Origin of the sequence: Providencia alcalifaciens (genome assembly GCF_020271745.1) — a bacterium.
GTDB classification, from domain to species: Bacteria; Pseudomonadota; Gammaproteobacteria; order Enterobacterales; family Enterobacteriaceae; genus Providencia; species Providencia alcalifaciens_B.
This window is the reverse complement of record NZ_CP084296.1, coordinates 2243982-2260551: the sequence shown is the minus strand read 5'-3', so window position 1 is coordinate 2260551 and position 16570 is coordinate 2243982. Positions and strand designations below refer to the sequence as shown.

The following is a 16570-nucleotide window of genomic DNA, read 5'->3' as shown; positions in this document are numbered from 1 at the left end:
ATAAACAGACCCCGTCCATTGACGGGGTTTAATTAATCAACTAGATATGAATTGTCCGTAAAAAATTAATAATACCGGGCTGTTTTTCTAATAAAAACAACATTTTTAGTGCAATACCTGAAGGTGTTCTACGTTTTTGTTCCCAGCTTCGAACTAAATCTACGCTAAGTCCAATTGCCTCAGCGAATTCCTGCTGTTTCATTCCAGCTTGTTTGCGGATCGCTTTTACATCCGGTAATTCATGTCGGTGAATGTTTTCAGAAGAAGGAATTTTCTCACCTTTTTCAATAGCGATCATTTCCTCCATACTACTGACCAGATCATTAAATAGTGTTTTTTCCATCATCTTTCCTCATTTGTAGAGGTTTAACTCATCAGTTTTAATATTAGCTGAACTGTTTACTCAAAGTTCTTAGTATTAGTTTTTGCTGCTCACTCAAATCATCTTGCTCATTTTTAGGGTAAATCAGAAGTAGGTATATCCGCCCACTCACTGCTCGAACATAGTAAATGATCCTTAAACCACTACTTTTCCCCATACCTGTCCGGTTCCAGCGAATCTTTCTACAGCCGCCGCTATGGCTTATCGTGTCACCTAATGCATAATTTTCTAACAAGAACGTTTGGAATAATTGAAACTCTGTATCATCCATCAGTAATTTACGTTTTTTACTAAAAACCGTAGTTTCCATAAACTCTAAGTAATTCATAAGAGCCTCCATTCTCAAAGTCACATTGATTATATTGGTACTCCGTACTAATTAAAAGAAAAATTAGTACAGGGTACCGATGGAGTCTTTCTGAATTTTAGATAGAAAAAAGGCCACAACAAATTGATGCGGCCTTTTCATTTAAGTTAATTTGTGTAGATCAAGCGTGTTTATGGTGCTCACTTGATGGCGCGATAAGTCTGTCACACAGCGCTGCAACTACTAACACAACCAGCGATGGTAATAACCACGCTAAATCTTGCTGATATAGTGGAATAGACGTCATCCACTCTGGGATATAAGTCTTCAGGTTATCAGATGCTTTCACTGCTCCAATCAAACCGACCACAAAGCTTGTTAACATCGTTGGAGCAATCACGATGGTTGGGTTACGCCACCATTTCAACGTAAAGCTCATTAAAATTAAAACGATACAAGGTGGATAAATCGAAACCAATACCGGCAATGAGAACGCAATCAGCTTACTCAGTCCTAGGTTTGAAATCACCATAGAGAACAAACCTAAAATCAATACCAATTTACGGTAAGAAATTGGCACATAGCGACTGAAGAACTCAGCACATGCGCAGGTTAGCCCTACCGCTGTCACCATACAGGCAACAAAAATCAACACCGCTAAGAAGAAACTACCGTAATTACCGAACGTGTATTGAACATATTCATGAAGAATATCAGCGCCATCAGCTGGATTTGGAATCAATGACCCGCTATTTTCGCCCAATTTAAACAACGATAAATAGACCAGTGTTAATAACACCCCAGCAATTAAACCTGCCCACATGGTATAGCGAGTTAATAATGATGAGTTTTCAATACCGCGGGAACGCGCCGCATTCACAATGACAATACCAAAAACCATGGCACCTAATGTATCCATTGTTAAATAGCCATTAATAAAGCCATTGGAAAATGCCATATCTTGGTATTCAGGGGTGGCCAGAATCGGTTGTCCGGCAGGCCACATAATAGCGGCAACACCTAAAATTGCCAGCGCCAACATTTTGACTGGCGCCAAAATATGCCCCACGCTATCTAACAATTTACCTGGGTATAACGAAATACCGATCACTAGCACAAAATAGATGGCGCTATAAACCAGCAGCGATATTTCAGATTCGCCGCCCAGAAGTGGTGCAATACCAACTTTATAAGAAACTGTTGCCGTTCTTGGGGTCGCAAAAAGAGGCCCTACTGATAAATAGGCAACGATAGCGAGTAGCAGACCCGCAGTTTTACCAATTGGCGTGCTGAGTGCTTCAATACCACCCCCTACTTTCGCCAATGCAACGACGGTAAGAACAGGAAGACCGACACCAGTGACTAAGAAGCCAAGTGCCGCAGTCCAAACTTGTTCACCGGCTTGTAAACCGACCATTGGCGGGAAAATGATATTTCCAGCCCCAACAAACAGCGCAAAGGTCATAAAACCTAAGGCGAGGATATCTCTGGATGATAAACGATGAGCCATATTATGTTAATTTTTAGTAAATTATGAAATAAAAACAGATCACTTAATTGGTAACCTATTGGAACATATATGACGAAATAGAATTCTGATTAACATGGCATTAACAATACAAAATGCATGTCTTGGTTAGCTTTGTAATACTAAACATCAAAAAACAGTAAAAATCGCCAATAACTGGCGACAAGTAAAACTTTTATAGGGAAAAAAGGCAAGAGCAAACCCGAAAACAAGAACAATGCACCAAACTAAATTTAAGAACTAGTGATTACTGTCAGTAAAATTGCAATATCCCGTATATATTCAGGCTAAAAAATAATCAATAAAACATTTTTTAACCACGCTGAGGAGATTTTGGCAGAATAAGATGAAGAAAATTGCAGGATAAAATTGAAAATATAGCGCAGGTGTTGGAAATAGTGCGAATACGGAATGAATAACAAAATAAAAAACCTTGCTAACATAATGATTTTATTAACAAGGCTTGGATTATTAGATTATTTATCGCTTAATGTATTCGTTTTTTGTCTGACACAATAAACACTGGCGGTAATGTGAATGAAAACTCACTGCCCTTGCCAACCTGACTGGTTACTGAGAGCTGACTACTATGGTGCTGAACGGCATGCTTAACAATCGCTAAGCCGAGCCCAGTGCCACCACCACCTTGTCGAGAACGCGCTTTATCTACACGATAAAAACGCTCTGTTAAGCGAGGAAGGTGATCCGCTGTAATTCCTGGGCCATTGTCACTCACACTAAACTGCGCGCCATTACTGGTTCGTTGCCATTTCACCTTAATTTTCGTACCGTCTGGCGTGTGGTTTATGGCGTTATACACTAAGTTAGCAACCGCGCTTCGTAACTGCTCTTCATTACCATGAACACGAAGGTTTTCATCAATACTGAATTCAAACTCGTGCCGCCCTTGGCTTAAGCTAATCGCTTCTTGCTCAATCATCTTCAGAACGACCGGCATATTAATCTGTTCATCAAGATTAATTTGAGGGGCAACCTCAATACGGGATAATTGCAGTAATTGCTTCACAAGGTTATCCATTCGATGAGCCTGCTCCTGCATCACCGACAAGGCTTTTTTATTCATCGGTGAAGTACCTTCTTGATCATCCATAACTTCAAGATAACCTTGGATAACGGTCAATGGCGTACGTAACTCATGGCTCACGTTAGCAAAAAAGTCTCTACGTGCTTTTTCTAGACGACGTTTCTCAGTCACATCTCGAGCCACCATTAAGAGTTGATCACTCGCATACGGCAAGATACGAAACTCAACAATTTCACCACTGTTAAGCTCAATAGTTAGCGCTTGATCATAGTTTTTTACGGTGAAATAACGGCTAAAATCAGGGTAACGTAACAAGTTAAAAATATGCTGTCCGTTATCCTCCGGCCAGCGAAAGCCAAGAAGCTGTTGAGCGTGGCGGTTACACCAGAAAATATTGCCTTCGGTAGTCATTATTACCACAGCATCAGGTAAAGACTCAGCCCCACTGCGAAAACGCTTAATCAGTTGTCCTAGTTCACGGCGACGCTTGCGGTTACGCTGCTGCATCTGATAGATACCATAAAATATCGGCTCCCATCCCCCTTTGCCATCCGGCGGCAGCATACTTCTGTCCAACCATAGCCAGTCAGAGAGTTTTATCAGGTTATATCCGTGCCAAATGAGTGCCGCGAGTAGCGAAATTACTAGCAGCCATGGAAGATGCCCAACAAAAACAGACAGTATCAATGCGGGTAAAATAAATAAAAACAGCCCCCAAATCAGCTGTTTTAAGGATAAGCGTTCAAGCACCCATGTTTCTCCCTAATGGTTTCTCAATAGCGAACAGAGAAGCGGTAGCCAGTACCACGAACCGTTTGCACCATCTTATCATGCCCATCTAGCTCTAACGCTTTTCTTAAACGACGAATATGGACATCCACCGTTCTGTCTTCCACATACACGTTGGCGCCCCAAACATAGTTGAGTAACTGCTCGCGGCTATAGACTCGCTCTGGATGGGTCATGAAGAAGTGGAGTAATTTATATTCAGTAGGCCCCATATCAATGGGAATTTCTTTGCTGGTAACGCGATGAGAGGTAGGGTCAAGAACCAACCCGTTCATTTCAATAATGTCTTCTGTTGCCATTGGAGAGATACGTCGTAAAATGGCTTTAACTCGAGCTATCAATTCTTTTGGTGAAAACGGTTTGATTAAATAATCATCCGCGCCCACTTCTAATCCTTTCACGCGATCTTCTTCTTCACCCCTTGCGGTTAGCATCATCACGGGGACATCACGCGTGGCACTATCACGCTTCATATGTTTAATGACTTGGATACCGGAACCGCCGGGGATCATCCAATCCAATAACACTAAATCAGGTAGCGGATCAACCAATTGCGCTATCGCAGAATCATAATCATCAGCCTCTGTGGGCTGAAAACCATTCTGTTCCAATACAAAACAAACCATTTCTCGGATGGGCGCTTCATCTTCAACGACTAGAATGCGTCTTGCCATGATTGTTCCTGTAAATAAGAAGAGATTTTTAATGTGACCGCATTATGCGTCAGTTTTGTGACAGAATTATGAATATCTCAACGCACAATCAAGATCTATCATTAGATTAACAGCTTAATGTCATGTAAGTGAAATATTAACGCCACATCTGGTTATCGTTGCGAAGCGCTTCGCAACTCTCTCTTTTTTACTGTTTAATTTGTCATGCTTTTGCCTTCACTTAGTCTCTATACGGTATACTGTGATGCAGCAAACCAAATGGTTTGAATATTAGTATAAAGCGTCTGAATATTAATATAGTAAAAGCGTCATAATTATAGGAACTGCTAGCTCATGCGCATCATCCACACTTCAGACTGGCATTTAGGTCAGTATTTTTTTACTAAAAATCGATCTGCTGAACACCAACACTTTTTGCGTTGGTTAATCGAGCAAGTCAAACAGTACCAAGTGGATGCATTGATTGTGGCTGGCGATATCTTTGATACAGGCGCACCACCAAGTTATGCGCGTGAACTCTACAACCAGTTTATTGTTGATTTGCAAAAAACAGGCTGCCAATTAGTTATCTTGAGTGGTAACCATGACTCCGTCTCTGTTTTGAATGAATCCAGCGCGTTATTACGTTATCTAAATACTCACGTCATCACATCAAACAGCGGATCCCCTGTCATTACATTAAAAGATAAGCAAGGGAATCCAAATGGATTGGTGTGCGCGATCCCCTTTTTGCGACCACGAGATATCCAAGTCAGCATTGCAGGGCAAAGCAGTGAAGAAAAACAACTTTCACTACAAAATGCCATTCATGAACACTACCAAAGCTGTTACCAAAAAGCCGTTGAGCAACGTACTGAACTGGGCTTAGATATCCCGATTATTGCCACGGGGCATTTGACTGTCGTCGGTGCAGAACTGACAGACTCCGTGCGTGAGATTTATATCGGCACATTAGACGCCTTTCCTTCTGGCGCATTCCCACCTGCGGATTATATTGCACTCGGACACATCCATCGTCCTCAACTGATTGGTGGACAAGCACATATTCGCTACAGCGGCTCTCCGATTGCCCTCAGTTTTGACGAATCACAACAACAAAAAAGCGTCTGCTTAGTCGAATTTAATCAGCACCAATTTGCCAATGTTACTTTACTGCCAATTCCCGTTTTCCAGCCGCTATTAAGCTTAAAAGGCTCTTTGAAAGAATTGCAAAAACAATTAATGGACTTACCCGTCCCAGAAAATGAGCAACCAATTTGGTTAGATATTGAAGTCGCCACTCAAGACTATCTTGGTGATATCCAGCAACGTATTGAGGCTCTCACTCAAGAACTCACTGTTGAAGTTGTTCGCCTACGCCGTGCTCGGCAGGCACAAACAGGTCAAAACCTCACTTTGCAGAATGAAACATTAAGTGAACTGACTGCCGAAGAAGTTTTTACTCGACGACTTACCGAAGAGTCATTGGAAGACAAAGCGTTAGAGCAGCGTTTATTGCAACTGTTCAAGCAATCCTACGCCAACTTGCGCAATGAGCAGGGAGAATAACTGTGAAAATCTTAAGCTTACGCCTGAAAAACATTAACTCCTTAAAAGGTGAATGGAAGATTGATTTCACGGAGGAGCCTTTTGCCAGTAATGGGTTATTTGCCATCACAGGCGCGACTGGCGCGGGAAAAACCACTTTATTGGATGCTATCTGCCTTGCACTTTATCACCAAACTCCACGGTTAGGCGCAATATCAAAAAGCAAAAATGAGTTGATGACCCGCCACACGGGCGAATGCTTAGCAGAAGTGGAGTTTGAAGTTAAAGGCATCGCTTATCGCGCATTTTGGAGTCAACGCCGGGCAAATAATAAACCCGATGGCAACCTGCAAGATGCAAAAGCAGAGCTTGCAACCGTCGCTGATGGGCAGATCATCGCAGAAAAAATCAGTGAAGTTCGTGAAAAAATTGTGCAAATCACCGGGCTCGATTTTGGGCGTTTCACTAAATCTATTTTGCTCTCTCAAGGGGATTTTGCCGCCTTTTTAAATGCCACCGAAAAAGAACGCGCCGATTTACTGGAAGAGATCACTGGCACTGAAATTTACAGCCAGATTTCGGTGTATATTTTTAACCAACATAAACAAGCTAAAACCGATCTCGATATTCTTCGGGCGCAAGCAAGTAGCATTAACTTGCTCACTGAAGCTGAACATCAAGAACTTGTTGAAAAACAGCAACAATATTCAGAGCAAGAACAGCAACTGAGCCAGAATAAAAACCGCCATCAACACGCGCTAACATGGCACCAGCAACATCAACAATTGCTGCAAAACACCCAGCGATTACAGATTGCACAACAGCAAGCTCTACAGCAATATCAAGCCGCCGAACCCAGCTTACATAAGCTGGCACAAAGTGCGCCAGCAGAAGCTCTACGCCCAGATTGGTTAGCGGTACAAAGCTTGCAAACTCAACTCGATGAACAGACCCAAAAACAGCAGCGTACCGCATTACTTTTAGAAGACGCTCAAAAGCAGCGCTTACCATTAGTCACCCAGCACACTCAAGCTCAGTCGGAACAAAATCAATATAAAGAGTGGGTACAAAAAACCACAACAATGATCGATAACGAAGTGCGACCACTCGACAATTTACTCGCACAACTTAACCAGCAAAAAGTCCAATTGGACCAGCAATTAAATCAGCTAAATGGCGAATATTTACAGAAAAAATCGATTGTAGAAAACATTCAGCAGAAAATTCTTCATGCCAATAATGAGTTGAATACAACCCAGTTATTTCTACAAGAACATCAACATGATGCCCAGATTGTCGCGCAACTAGGAAGCTGGCAACAGCAAGGGAAATTTATTTATGAACTTACCGAACGCCTAACCCAAAACCAGCAAAAGCAGCAAGCTATCAACCTTGAATGGCAAACCCTACAGCAAGTTCAGCAGCAAAAATCCAAAGAATCACAACAGGCTCAAAGCCATTTAGAAGAGCAGCATTCTCGCTTTAATCAGCTCGAAAAGCAGTTTCAGGAATATAAAGAAAAGTACAATATCGAAGAAATTAAGGCCTCAATTTCACAGCGACAAGAGCGTTTGCAGCATGCGAAAATACTGCCAGTTTTACTGACTCAACATGAAGAAAAACAGCAACAATTACAGTCACAAACACAGTTACAAAACCAACTAAATGAATCTATCAACCAATTGGTGCAACAAGTTGCCATTACGCAAGATAGAGTGACTCAGCTCCAGCCTCAGCGACAAATCTTAGAGCAAAAACTTCAGCTAGAACAAAAAATTGTCAGCCTAGAACATGAACGCCAACAGCTCATTGAAGGCACTCCATGCCCTCTTTGTGGCTCATTGGAGCACCCCGCTTTAGCATCATATCAAGCCGTTATGCCCAATGAGACCCAGCAACAACTGGCTACGTTGATGACTCAAATTGAGACCGAAAAACAAAAGCTCACTGAGCAGCAAGCCTTATTGCAAGCAGACAAACGCCGCCAACAAGATAACGAATTGGCTCAAAAGCAACTGCAAGAGCAGTTCAACAACCTGAACAATCAATGGCTAAAGGCATGTGAGCAAGCAGGTACTCCTGAACTAGCCAAAACCGCGTCAGCGGTAGAACAATTGATCGTTGAATTGCACGAAAAGCTTACCGCTCAGCAAGCTGTCATCAACGAATTTGCACAGTTAGAGCATCAGCACCAAGAGGCTAAAAATCAATATTATGAACAGCAAACCCAAGCCAAACAGCTGTTTTCTGAGTTATCTCTCCTTGATGAGAAACTTAAGCATCAGTCCCAGCAATTAGAAGAAAACCAAGCGGAGCAGCAATCTCTGCAACAACGCTTAGAACAACAAACACGGCAGCTTACAGACTCGCTGGCGCCATTTAACCTCGCCCTGCCAAACCAAGCGCAATTTACCACTTGGCTACAAGAGATTGAGCAACGCGGGCAATATTATGAAGCGCAAAAAGCAACCTTCCTGCAACTCACCAAAAATATTGAAGTTGATACGGCAACGCTTGCAGCAGAAACAGTTAATGCCCAGCAACTAGCCCAGAAACTTTCTGCTCAACAGCAGCAATTAGAGCAATTAAATCAGCAAATTGAACAAAAAAACACGCAACGCCAGAATCTGTTAGAAGGCCAAACAGTTGCTGTTTTTATTCAAAAAATGCAAGAAAAACAAGCTCAATACACGCATCAAGTTGATACGCTTTCAGAGCAAATTAGCGCAATAGATAAAAATATTGCCGCACTCAATGGGAGTGCCCAAGAACTTAATTACCAATTGACGCAACTGAGCCAAAGACAGCTAGCCGCTCACGCTCAGTTTGTTGCTGCACTAAGCAGCAGCCCTTTCGAGACTCAAGAGCAATTCCTTAATGCCTTACTGCCTACTGAAGAGAAAATTAAACTGGAGCAGCTTAAACAGCGAGTGACTCAACAGCGGCTGGAAGCGGAAACTCGCTACCAAGAAAGCCTGTCTGCTATGGTAAATCATGAGCAACAGCGTTTAGCGGAATTCGCTGAGTTTTCAGTGGAGCAAATTCAGCAAGCTCTCGAACAATTAGAAAGCCAAATCAAGATATTGAACCAGCAACAAGGTCAAATCATTAACCAGCTTGAGCGTGATCAGCAACAGCGTCACCAACAACGTGAATTATTGAATAAAATTGAACAGAGCCAATTAAGCTACGATGATTGGAGTTATCTCAATACCTTAATCGGCTCCGCTGAAGGGGATAAATTTCGCCGCTACGCTCAAGGGCTAACCCTAGACTGTTTAGTCTCGCTCGCTAACCAACAACTCGATAAATTACACGGTCGTTACTTGCTACAGCGTAGCCATTTAGCCAACCTCGAATTACAGGTTATTGATGGTTGGCAAGGAGATAGCATTCGCGATACGAAGACCCTCTCAGGGGGTGAAAGTTTCTTAGTCAGTCTCGCACTAGCCCTTGCGTTATCTGACATGGTGAGCCATCGTACGCAATTAGAATCACTCTTTTTAGATGAAGGTTTTGGTACGCTAGACGCTGAAACTTTAGATATTGCCCTAGATGCATTAGAGAGCCTAAATGCATCAGGAAAAACCATTGGTGTGATTAGCCATGTGGAAGCGATGAAAGAACGAATTCCAGTACAAATTGCGGTGAAAAAAACTAACGGACTCGGCTTTAGTGAACTTCCAAGCCACTATCGTGTTAGTTGACCCAATAGGCTTAAAAACCAACCCAACCATATGAATTAATTATATTTTTATAACAACATGCAAAAATTTGAACATTAAGGTTAAATTTTTTTTCTATGATTTGGTTGGGATACCTTTATAGTTATACACATCGAAACAATTTACTTCGAAACAAGTTACGGCTTCTGAGGTTGTTCAATAAATTGCCGTGCTCTAAACAAAAGCAAGGGGACAAACATGTCTAACGCATTTATCGAAATGATTAAAAATCGTCGCACTATTTATAACTTAGGCGATTCATTACCAATCTCGGAAGAGAAAGTGGCTGGACTTATCAAAGAAGCTGTTAAGCACTCTCCATCAGCATTTAACTCACAAACTTCACGTATTGTGGTGTTATTTGGCGCAGAACATAAAAAACTGTGGGATATTACCAAAGAAGCTTTACGCGCTATCGTACCAGAAGCAGCGTTTGCGGGAACTGAGCAAAAAATTAATAGCTTTATCGCCGGTTCTGGTACCGTTCTTTTCTTTGAAGATAAAAATGTAGTCACTGGCTTACAAGAACAATTCCCACTCTATGCGGATAATTTCCCTATCTGGTCAGAACAAGCGAGCGGTATGGCGCAGCTGGCAGTATGGACAACATTATCTCAGGAAAATGTGGGCGCATCATTACAGCACTACAACCCATTAATTGATAATCAAGTTCAACAAGAGTGGGATATCCCAGCAAATTGGATTTTACGTGCTCAAATGGTATTTGGTTCCATTGAACAACCTGCTGGTGATAAAGACTTTATGGACGACGACGTTCGTTTCAAAGTATTCAAATAATTCATCACTGATCATTATATCTTCATAGCCTCTGCAAATGTTTGCGGAGGCTTTATTTTATTTATCCATCTAAATCATTATGTCTTTATTGACATAAAAAATATAAATTTCATCAAACCCCCATCAAGATAAAACCCTCAACTATCAGAAATTTTAAAAATAAAAAACAACCTCTGGGTTGTTAATCAAAATCAATCAAAACTTAATCAAAACTTATTCAAAATATAATATTTTATTTTTATATATTGACCGAAACTTTATAAAAAACAGCATTTTTAATCACTTATATGAAACTAAAAAAATAACCTTAATTTGATTGATATCAATATGTTATATCCTCAGGGTAATAGTATTTACCTATAAATTAAACTTTTATTTTTGCATTATCGATATTTGAACTACACTAAAAATAAGAGCACAGAAGCAGTATTGGATGGCGGTCAGTGTTATTAAGGGGGTGGACTATGAAACGTTTATCTTTATTAACTACTGTAGTGACAATCTTCATTTCGAGTTGTTCTTTTGCAAGTAATATCAACCCATCTTCAGGAGGTACAATTTCATTTGGTGGTTATATCTATGAACCTCAGTGTGAAGTAGATATTTCAAAAAAAACTCACGTAAATATTGATTGTTATCGTAATGGTAAAACAGTAACCGCTTCAGGTTCATTGCAAAATGGTCAGAAAGTTGAATCTGAATATGTCAAAGTCGAATATGATAAATACAGTAAATTACCCATGCTAAACGTGACTTATGAATAAGTTAATTGAAGATCTAATAAACATAATATTTCGGGGAGCTGCCATTTACTCTCAAGTTTAAACTCCCCGAAATTTATTTCTGTATTAATCCGCTTTTACTGGCACATTGTCAGTCAGCTATTTTTCTATACCTCTCGGCTGATTTTCGCTATGGCATCTTCCCTAATTATTTTTTTCATATGAATATCATCAAACATACATTTTTATGAAAAAAAGCCTGACACAAGTGACAGGCTTTAGGTTATCAATATGTTATGACTATTATGACTTATTCCTGTTATTACTTAGCTGTTAAATCAACTTGGTAAATAGCAAAACCGATATCGTCAGTACCCACTTTTTTCATTGGATATTGAGCATGTTGCTGAATAAACTCAGCGGCTTTTTCACTTGGAGAAGTTTCAAAACGTACATCGAGTTTTTTATCGGTTTTAATTGGCGTGAAGGACCAGTTATTATCAGCCTTCGAAACCACTTCACCTTTCTCTTTAGACTCTTTAGCGATATAAGCCGCTAAAATTGTGCGATTTTCATCTGGCGAAGCAAACGCAATATGCGCGTCACCAGTACCTGCAAATTTACCGCCGTAACCACGATAGTTATTGGTCGCGATTAAGAATGCCGCTTTAGGATCGATTGGTTTACCTTGGTAAGTCACATTTTTGATACGATTTGCATCTTTATTGACCACTTGGCAATCGGTGTCATATTTAGCTGGCTGAGTCAGGTCAATCTGGTAATTTACACCGCTAATGGTGTCAAAGTTATAGGTTCTAAAACCATCCCAGTTGATCAGACTTTGTGGCTTAGTTGATTGTGCATCGATTTGGTTGAACATACCCGCAGAGCACTCTAACCATTCAACCACATCCGCACCTGTTGCTTTTACTACCACTAAAGTATTTGGATAGAGATATAAATCAGCCGCATTACGGAAGGTTAAATCCCCTTTCTCCACTTCAACAAACTCAGAAGGCGCATTTTTACGTCCACCGGCTTTGAATGGTGCTGCTGCCGCTAATACTGGTAAGTCAGCTAAGTCTGGGTCGCCTTGAATAAAGTTACGGGTGTAATCCATCTGAGCATCATTCACAATCTGAACCGTTGGATCGCTTTGAACTAATGCCAAGTAGCTATACATGTTTTCAGAGGCTTTACCAATCAGTTTACCCACAAAATCACGGGTACCTTGATGCTGCTCTTGGATGATTTTCACAAGTGATTCATCGCGCTCAACCAGTGCTTTTTTATTGGCTTTATCATAAACAGGGCGGGCATGGGCTTGAGCTTCAACCACTTTCCAATCGCCGCTGTCATTGTTAACCACCAAATCAACCACACCTAAATGATCACCCCACTGTCCTGGCATAACTGCTGGAATGCCGTTGACTGTGCCTTTTGCAACATCGACGCCTTTAATGTCGGCAAATTCTTTGCTAGGGAACACACCGTGAGAGTGGCCAAACATAATGGCGTTGATGCCCGGAACTTCACTCAGATAGTATACAGAGTTTTCTGCCATCGCTTTGTATGGCTCTTGTGAGAATCCTGAGTGAGGAATTGCAACAATCAGGTCTGCACCCTCTTTTTTCATTTGCGGTACAAACTTTTTAGCGGTTTCAGTGATGTCATTAACTTTCACTTTGCCTTCTAAGTTTGGTTTATCCCAAATCATGATTTGTGGCGGAACAAAGCCGATATAACCGACTTTAATGGTGTGCGTTTTACCATCACGGTCTTTTACTGGGGTATCAACAATGATGTACGGTTTAAAGTAGTTTTCACCGGTTTTAGCATCAACGATATTGGCATTAACGTAAGGGAATTCCGCACCTGCAATGGCTTTTTTCAGGTAATCTAAACCAAAATTAAATTCGTGGTTACCAAAGTTACCGACGGTGTAGCCCATGGTGTTCATTAGGCTATGAGCAGGATGAGATTCCCCCTCTTTCAAGCCTTTGTTCGCCATATAGTCAGCCAGTGGACTACCTTGGATTAAGTCACCGTTATCCACGAGGATAGCGTTGGTAGCTTCATTTTTCGCGGCTTTGATTAATGTTGCAGTACGTACCAGACCAAATTGTTCGGTAGATTTGTCTTTGTAGTAGTCGAAGTCAATGAGGTTGCTGTGTACATCCGATGTTTCCATGACACGCAGGTCAACCGTGGCAGCGTGTGCATTAAATGCCACCAGCAGTGCCAAAGATGAAAGTTTTAGAGCCTTTTTCACGTTAAATCCCCTTTGTTGCCTTTTGAGAGAATGCCTCTCATAAAGTCCAGATTCATTTCATGGTTATTGAGCAAAAACCCAACGATACCTGAAATTGAGCCTGTCACTGTGTGTTAGGTATCAAGTTTTAATGATAATGCCTGCAAACAGTAACTACTTTTTGTGACTAAATCACGGTTTTAGTCCATTTATGAATCCCGACTTTTATATAGCTCACAAAAATAGATTTATCCGATAAAAATCACCGCTATTATTTGAGTTATCGATAAAACCCGCTATTCCCCAAATAACCCACTAATACTCATTTTATAAGTAGTCAAATCCACCAGCTTGCTTTCCTCTCTTGCCCTTCTTTTGCTTTTTATCTTTTGCCTTTTATCTTTTGCTTTCTATCTTTTGCTTTTTATCTTTTGCCTTTTTAACTCTAGAACATGCTCTAAATAATTCGCGTTGTGGCAAGGCGGCAAGTGAAACTAGTCCCTAGGAGCATACATTAGTATGTGACTAGGGCTAGTAAGCGTAGCCAACGCAGCTACGGCGTGAAGTATGACGAGCAAGGCGGCAAGAGAGGCTAATCCCTAGAAGAATACACAAGTATGTGACTAGGGCTAGCGAGAGCAGCTAACAACGTCATGGGGCAAATTAGGAAGAGCATAGCCAGGCGGCCCCACGCACCCCACTCGAATCCCCATGCTCCGCTTTCCTGATTGGCGTATCAAACTCTCGGCCAAACACCCAGTGGCGAATCTTTCCTGGCAGATTTTCATAAAGCTCATCGATATTGCTCATTCCGCCCCCTAGTACTATGACGTCTGGGTCTAGCATGTTGACGGCTTGTGCTAATGCTTTTGCTAGGCGATTTTGGTAATGTTCAAAAGCTTTTATCGCGTGTTTGTTGCCATTTTGCGCTAATTGAATAATTTCGATACCTGTTTTGGATTCTCCGGCCAATTTTTTGTAATCCGCCATAAATCCTGTTCCGGAAACAAATTGCTCTGTACAGCCACTGAGCCCGCAATAACATGTTTCGTCAGCCAAAAATAGTCTGTCTTGGTCATTTTGCCATGGTAAAGGGTTGTGTCCCCATTCACCTGCGACACCATTTCCGCCAGAATGAACTTGCCCATTAATGGCGATCCCTGCACCGCAGCCTGTTCCAATGATCACAGCAAATACCACTTTAGCGCCTGCCCCTGCACCATCCACCGCTTCTGAAACTGCAAGGCAATTGGCATCATTCGCCATTTTAACCGGGCGCCCTAAACATTGGGCGAGGTCTTTATCGAATGGTTGTCCGTTTAACCATGTGGAATTGGCATTTTTGACTTTTCCCGTCACTGGCGAAAGTGTTCCTGGGATCCCTACCCCCACACTCCCAATTTGCCCTGTTGCCGCTTCGGCCTCATTGACTAACTGCTTAATAACATGGAGAGTGCCTTGATAATCGCCTCGAGGCGTTGGCATACGCTGACGAAATAGAGTATTGCCGTCATCATCCAATGCGATCACTTCAATTTTTGTACCGCCTAAATCAACCCCTATTCTCATAATGGCACTCGCTTATTATCGATTTTTCATTTAATTACCTGTTTACATTATTAGGCGACCTTTGTAGAAAGTAAAACACCGCAAAATGGCGGGCATTTTTTTTCGCTTAATAACAGACAATTCGCTATCATGTCCGCCTTGCTAAACATGTTTTTAATGACAAAGGTAGGTTTTTCATGTGGTTCAAGAATATATTGGTCTATCGCCTGAATCGGGATTTGGCACTCTCCGCGGATGATCTGGAAAGACAACTTGCGCCGCTAGCTTATACCCCTTGTGGAAGCCAAGACATGATGAAAACTGGCTGGGTTCCGCCAATGCGTGGCGCAGATGCACTCACCCATGCTGCAAATAACCAAATTCTTATTTGTGCCAAAAAAGAAGATAAAATGCTGCCATCACCCGTGATCAAGCAAGCATTACAAGAGAAAATTGAAAAATTAGAAGCAGACCAAGGTCGCCAACTGAAAAAAACTGAAAAAGCCTCGCTAAAGGATGAAGTGGTCCATGACTTGCTTCCGCGCGCATTCAGTAAATTCAGCAAAACCTATATTTGGATTGATACCGTTAACCAGCTGATTATTGTCGATGCCGCTAGCGCTAAACGTGCCGAAGATAATTTAGCGTTATTACGCAAAAGCTTAGGCTCGCTCCCTGTAGTTCCCCTTACCTTTAAAGACCCGATTGAATTAACGCTGACTGAATGGGTACGTTCTGGTGCATTACCTCAGGGCTTTGCAGCGATGGATGAAGCGGAGCTAAAAGCTATTTTAGAAGAAGGCGGGATCATCCGTTGTAAAAAACAAGACTTAATTTCTGACGAAATTGCCACCCATATTGAAGCTGGCAAATTAGTCACTAAATTATCGTTAGATTGGGAAGAACGCGTTCAGTTTATGCTGTCTGATGATGGCTCTCTGAAGAAACTGAAATTCAGTGAAAAACTAAAAGAACAAAATGACGATATTCCTAAAGACGATTTCGCTCAGAAATTTGATGCGGACTATATTCTGATGACTGGCGAACTTAGTGCTTTAATCGCTCGCTTAATTGATGTTCTGGGCGGTGAAGCTGAACATTAATATTATTTAGCTTTTTATCCTAACTTCACGATGGCAACGAGCATTTACGCAAGTTGCCATTTTCTTTTTAGACCCCGCTTGCATAGCCACAATTAAGTCATTGACTGGCTCTCCGATCTCTGGTTGATTAAATTACATCCATGTAACAAATCAGTAGCAATTTTGATTATT

Annotated in this window: 12 protein-coding genes; 5 read left to right on the top strand and 7 right to left on the bottom strand. The window is 41.5% G+C overall.

Translation table 11 applies throughout. The features are described from left to right. Nucleotides 1-40: 40 nt before the first annotated feature. The 5 genes from nadS to phoB form a co-directional block, all read right to left on the bottom strand. Nucleotides 41-343, bottom strand: a complete 303-nt coding sequence (nadS, locus tag LDO51_RS10315) for a NadS family protein (protein WP_225577255.1) — start codon at nucleotides 341-343, stop codon at nucleotides 41-43. A gap of 43 nt (nucleotides 344-386) precedes the next feature. Continuing rightward, nucleotides 387-710: a type II toxin-antitoxin system RelE/ParE family toxin gene (locus tag LDO51_RS10310; RefSeq protein ID WP_225574496.1), complete on the bottom strand. Its 324-nt coding sequence runs from the start codon at nucleotides 708-710 to the stop codon at nucleotides 387-389. A gap of 160 nt (nucleotides 711-870) precedes the next feature. Further along, a complete protein-coding gene (gene brnQ, locus LDO51_RS10305) occupies nucleotides 871-2199 on the bottom strand; it encodes a branched-chain amino acid transport system II carrier protein (protein WP_225574495.1) in 1329 nt (442 codons plus the stop codon). Nucleotides 2200-2704: 505 nt separating this feature from the next. Further along, nucleotides 2705-4012: a phosphate regulon sensor histidine kinase PhoR gene (gene phoR, locus LDO51_RS10300; RefSeq protein ID WP_225574494.1), complete on the bottom strand. Its 1308-nt coding sequence runs from the start codon at nucleotides 4010-4012 to the stop codon at nucleotides 2705-2707. 23 nt (nucleotides 4013-4035) lie between these two features. Then, on the bottom strand, nucleotides 4036-4725 hold the full coding sequence (gene phoB, locus LDO51_RS10295) for a phosphate regulon transcriptional regulator PhoB (RefSeq protein ID WP_036953802.1): 690 nt from the start codon (nucleotides 4723-4725) through the stop codon (nucleotides 4036-4038). 333 nt (nucleotides 4726-5058) lie between these two features. Here phoB and sbcD point away from each other — a divergent pair, with 333 nt between their 5' ends. The 4 genes from sbcD to LDO51_RS10275 all read left to right on the top strand — a co-directional run bounded on the left by sbcD (nucleotide 5059) and on the right by LDO51_RS10275 (nucleotide 11539). Then, complete coding sequence (sbcD, locus tag LDO51_RS10290; RefSeq protein ID WP_225574493.1) at nucleotides 5059-6273, top strand: exonuclease subunit SbcD; 1215 nt, start codon at nucleotides 5059-5061, stop codon at nucleotides 6271-6273. A gap of 2 nt (nucleotides 6274-6275) precedes the next feature. Further along, on the top strand, nucleotides 6276-9959 hold the full coding sequence (locus LDO51_RS10285) for an AAA family ATPase (RefSeq protein ID WP_225574492.1): 3684 nt from the start codon (nucleotides 6276-6278) through the stop codon (nucleotides 9957-9959). Nucleotides 9960-10175: 216 nt separating this feature from the next. Next, on the top strand, nucleotides 10176-10775 hold the full coding sequence (locus LDO51_RS10280) for a nitroreductase family protein (protein ID WP_225574491.1): 600 nt from the start codon (nucleotides 10176-10178) through the stop codon (nucleotides 10773-10775). Nucleotides 10776-11239: 464 nt separating this feature from the next. Beyond that, complete coding sequence (locus LDO51_RS10275; RefSeq protein WP_225574490.1) at nucleotides 11240-11539, top strand: hypothetical protein; 300 nt, start codon at nucleotides 11240-11242, stop codon at nucleotides 11537-11539. Nucleotides 11540-11819: 280 nt separating this feature from the next. Here LDO51_RS10275 and LDO51_RS10270 read toward each other — a convergent pair whose 3' ends face one another. Further along, on the bottom strand, nucleotides 11820-13769 hold the full coding sequence (locus LDO51_RS10270; protein ID WP_225574489.1) for a bifunctional 2',3'-cyclic-nucleotide 2'-phosphodiesterase/3'-nucleotidase: 1950 nt from the start codon (nucleotides 13767-13769) through the stop codon (nucleotides 11820-11822). Between the two features lie 642 nt (nucleotides 13770-14411). Continuing rightward, complete coding sequence (mak, locus tag LDO51_RS10265) at nucleotides 14412-15317, bottom strand: fructokinase (protein ID WP_225574488.1); 906 nt, start codon at nucleotides 15315-15317, stop codon at nucleotides 14412-14414. A gap of 176 nt (nucleotides 15318-15493) precedes the next feature. Between mak and rdgC the strand changes: the two genes are divergently transcribed. Next, entirely contained in the window at nucleotides 15494-16399 is a 906-nt protein-coding gene (rdgC, locus tag LDO51_RS10260) for a recombination-associated protein RdgC (RefSeq protein WP_225574487.1), read from the top strand. Nucleotides 16400-16570: the final 171 nt, after the last annotated feature.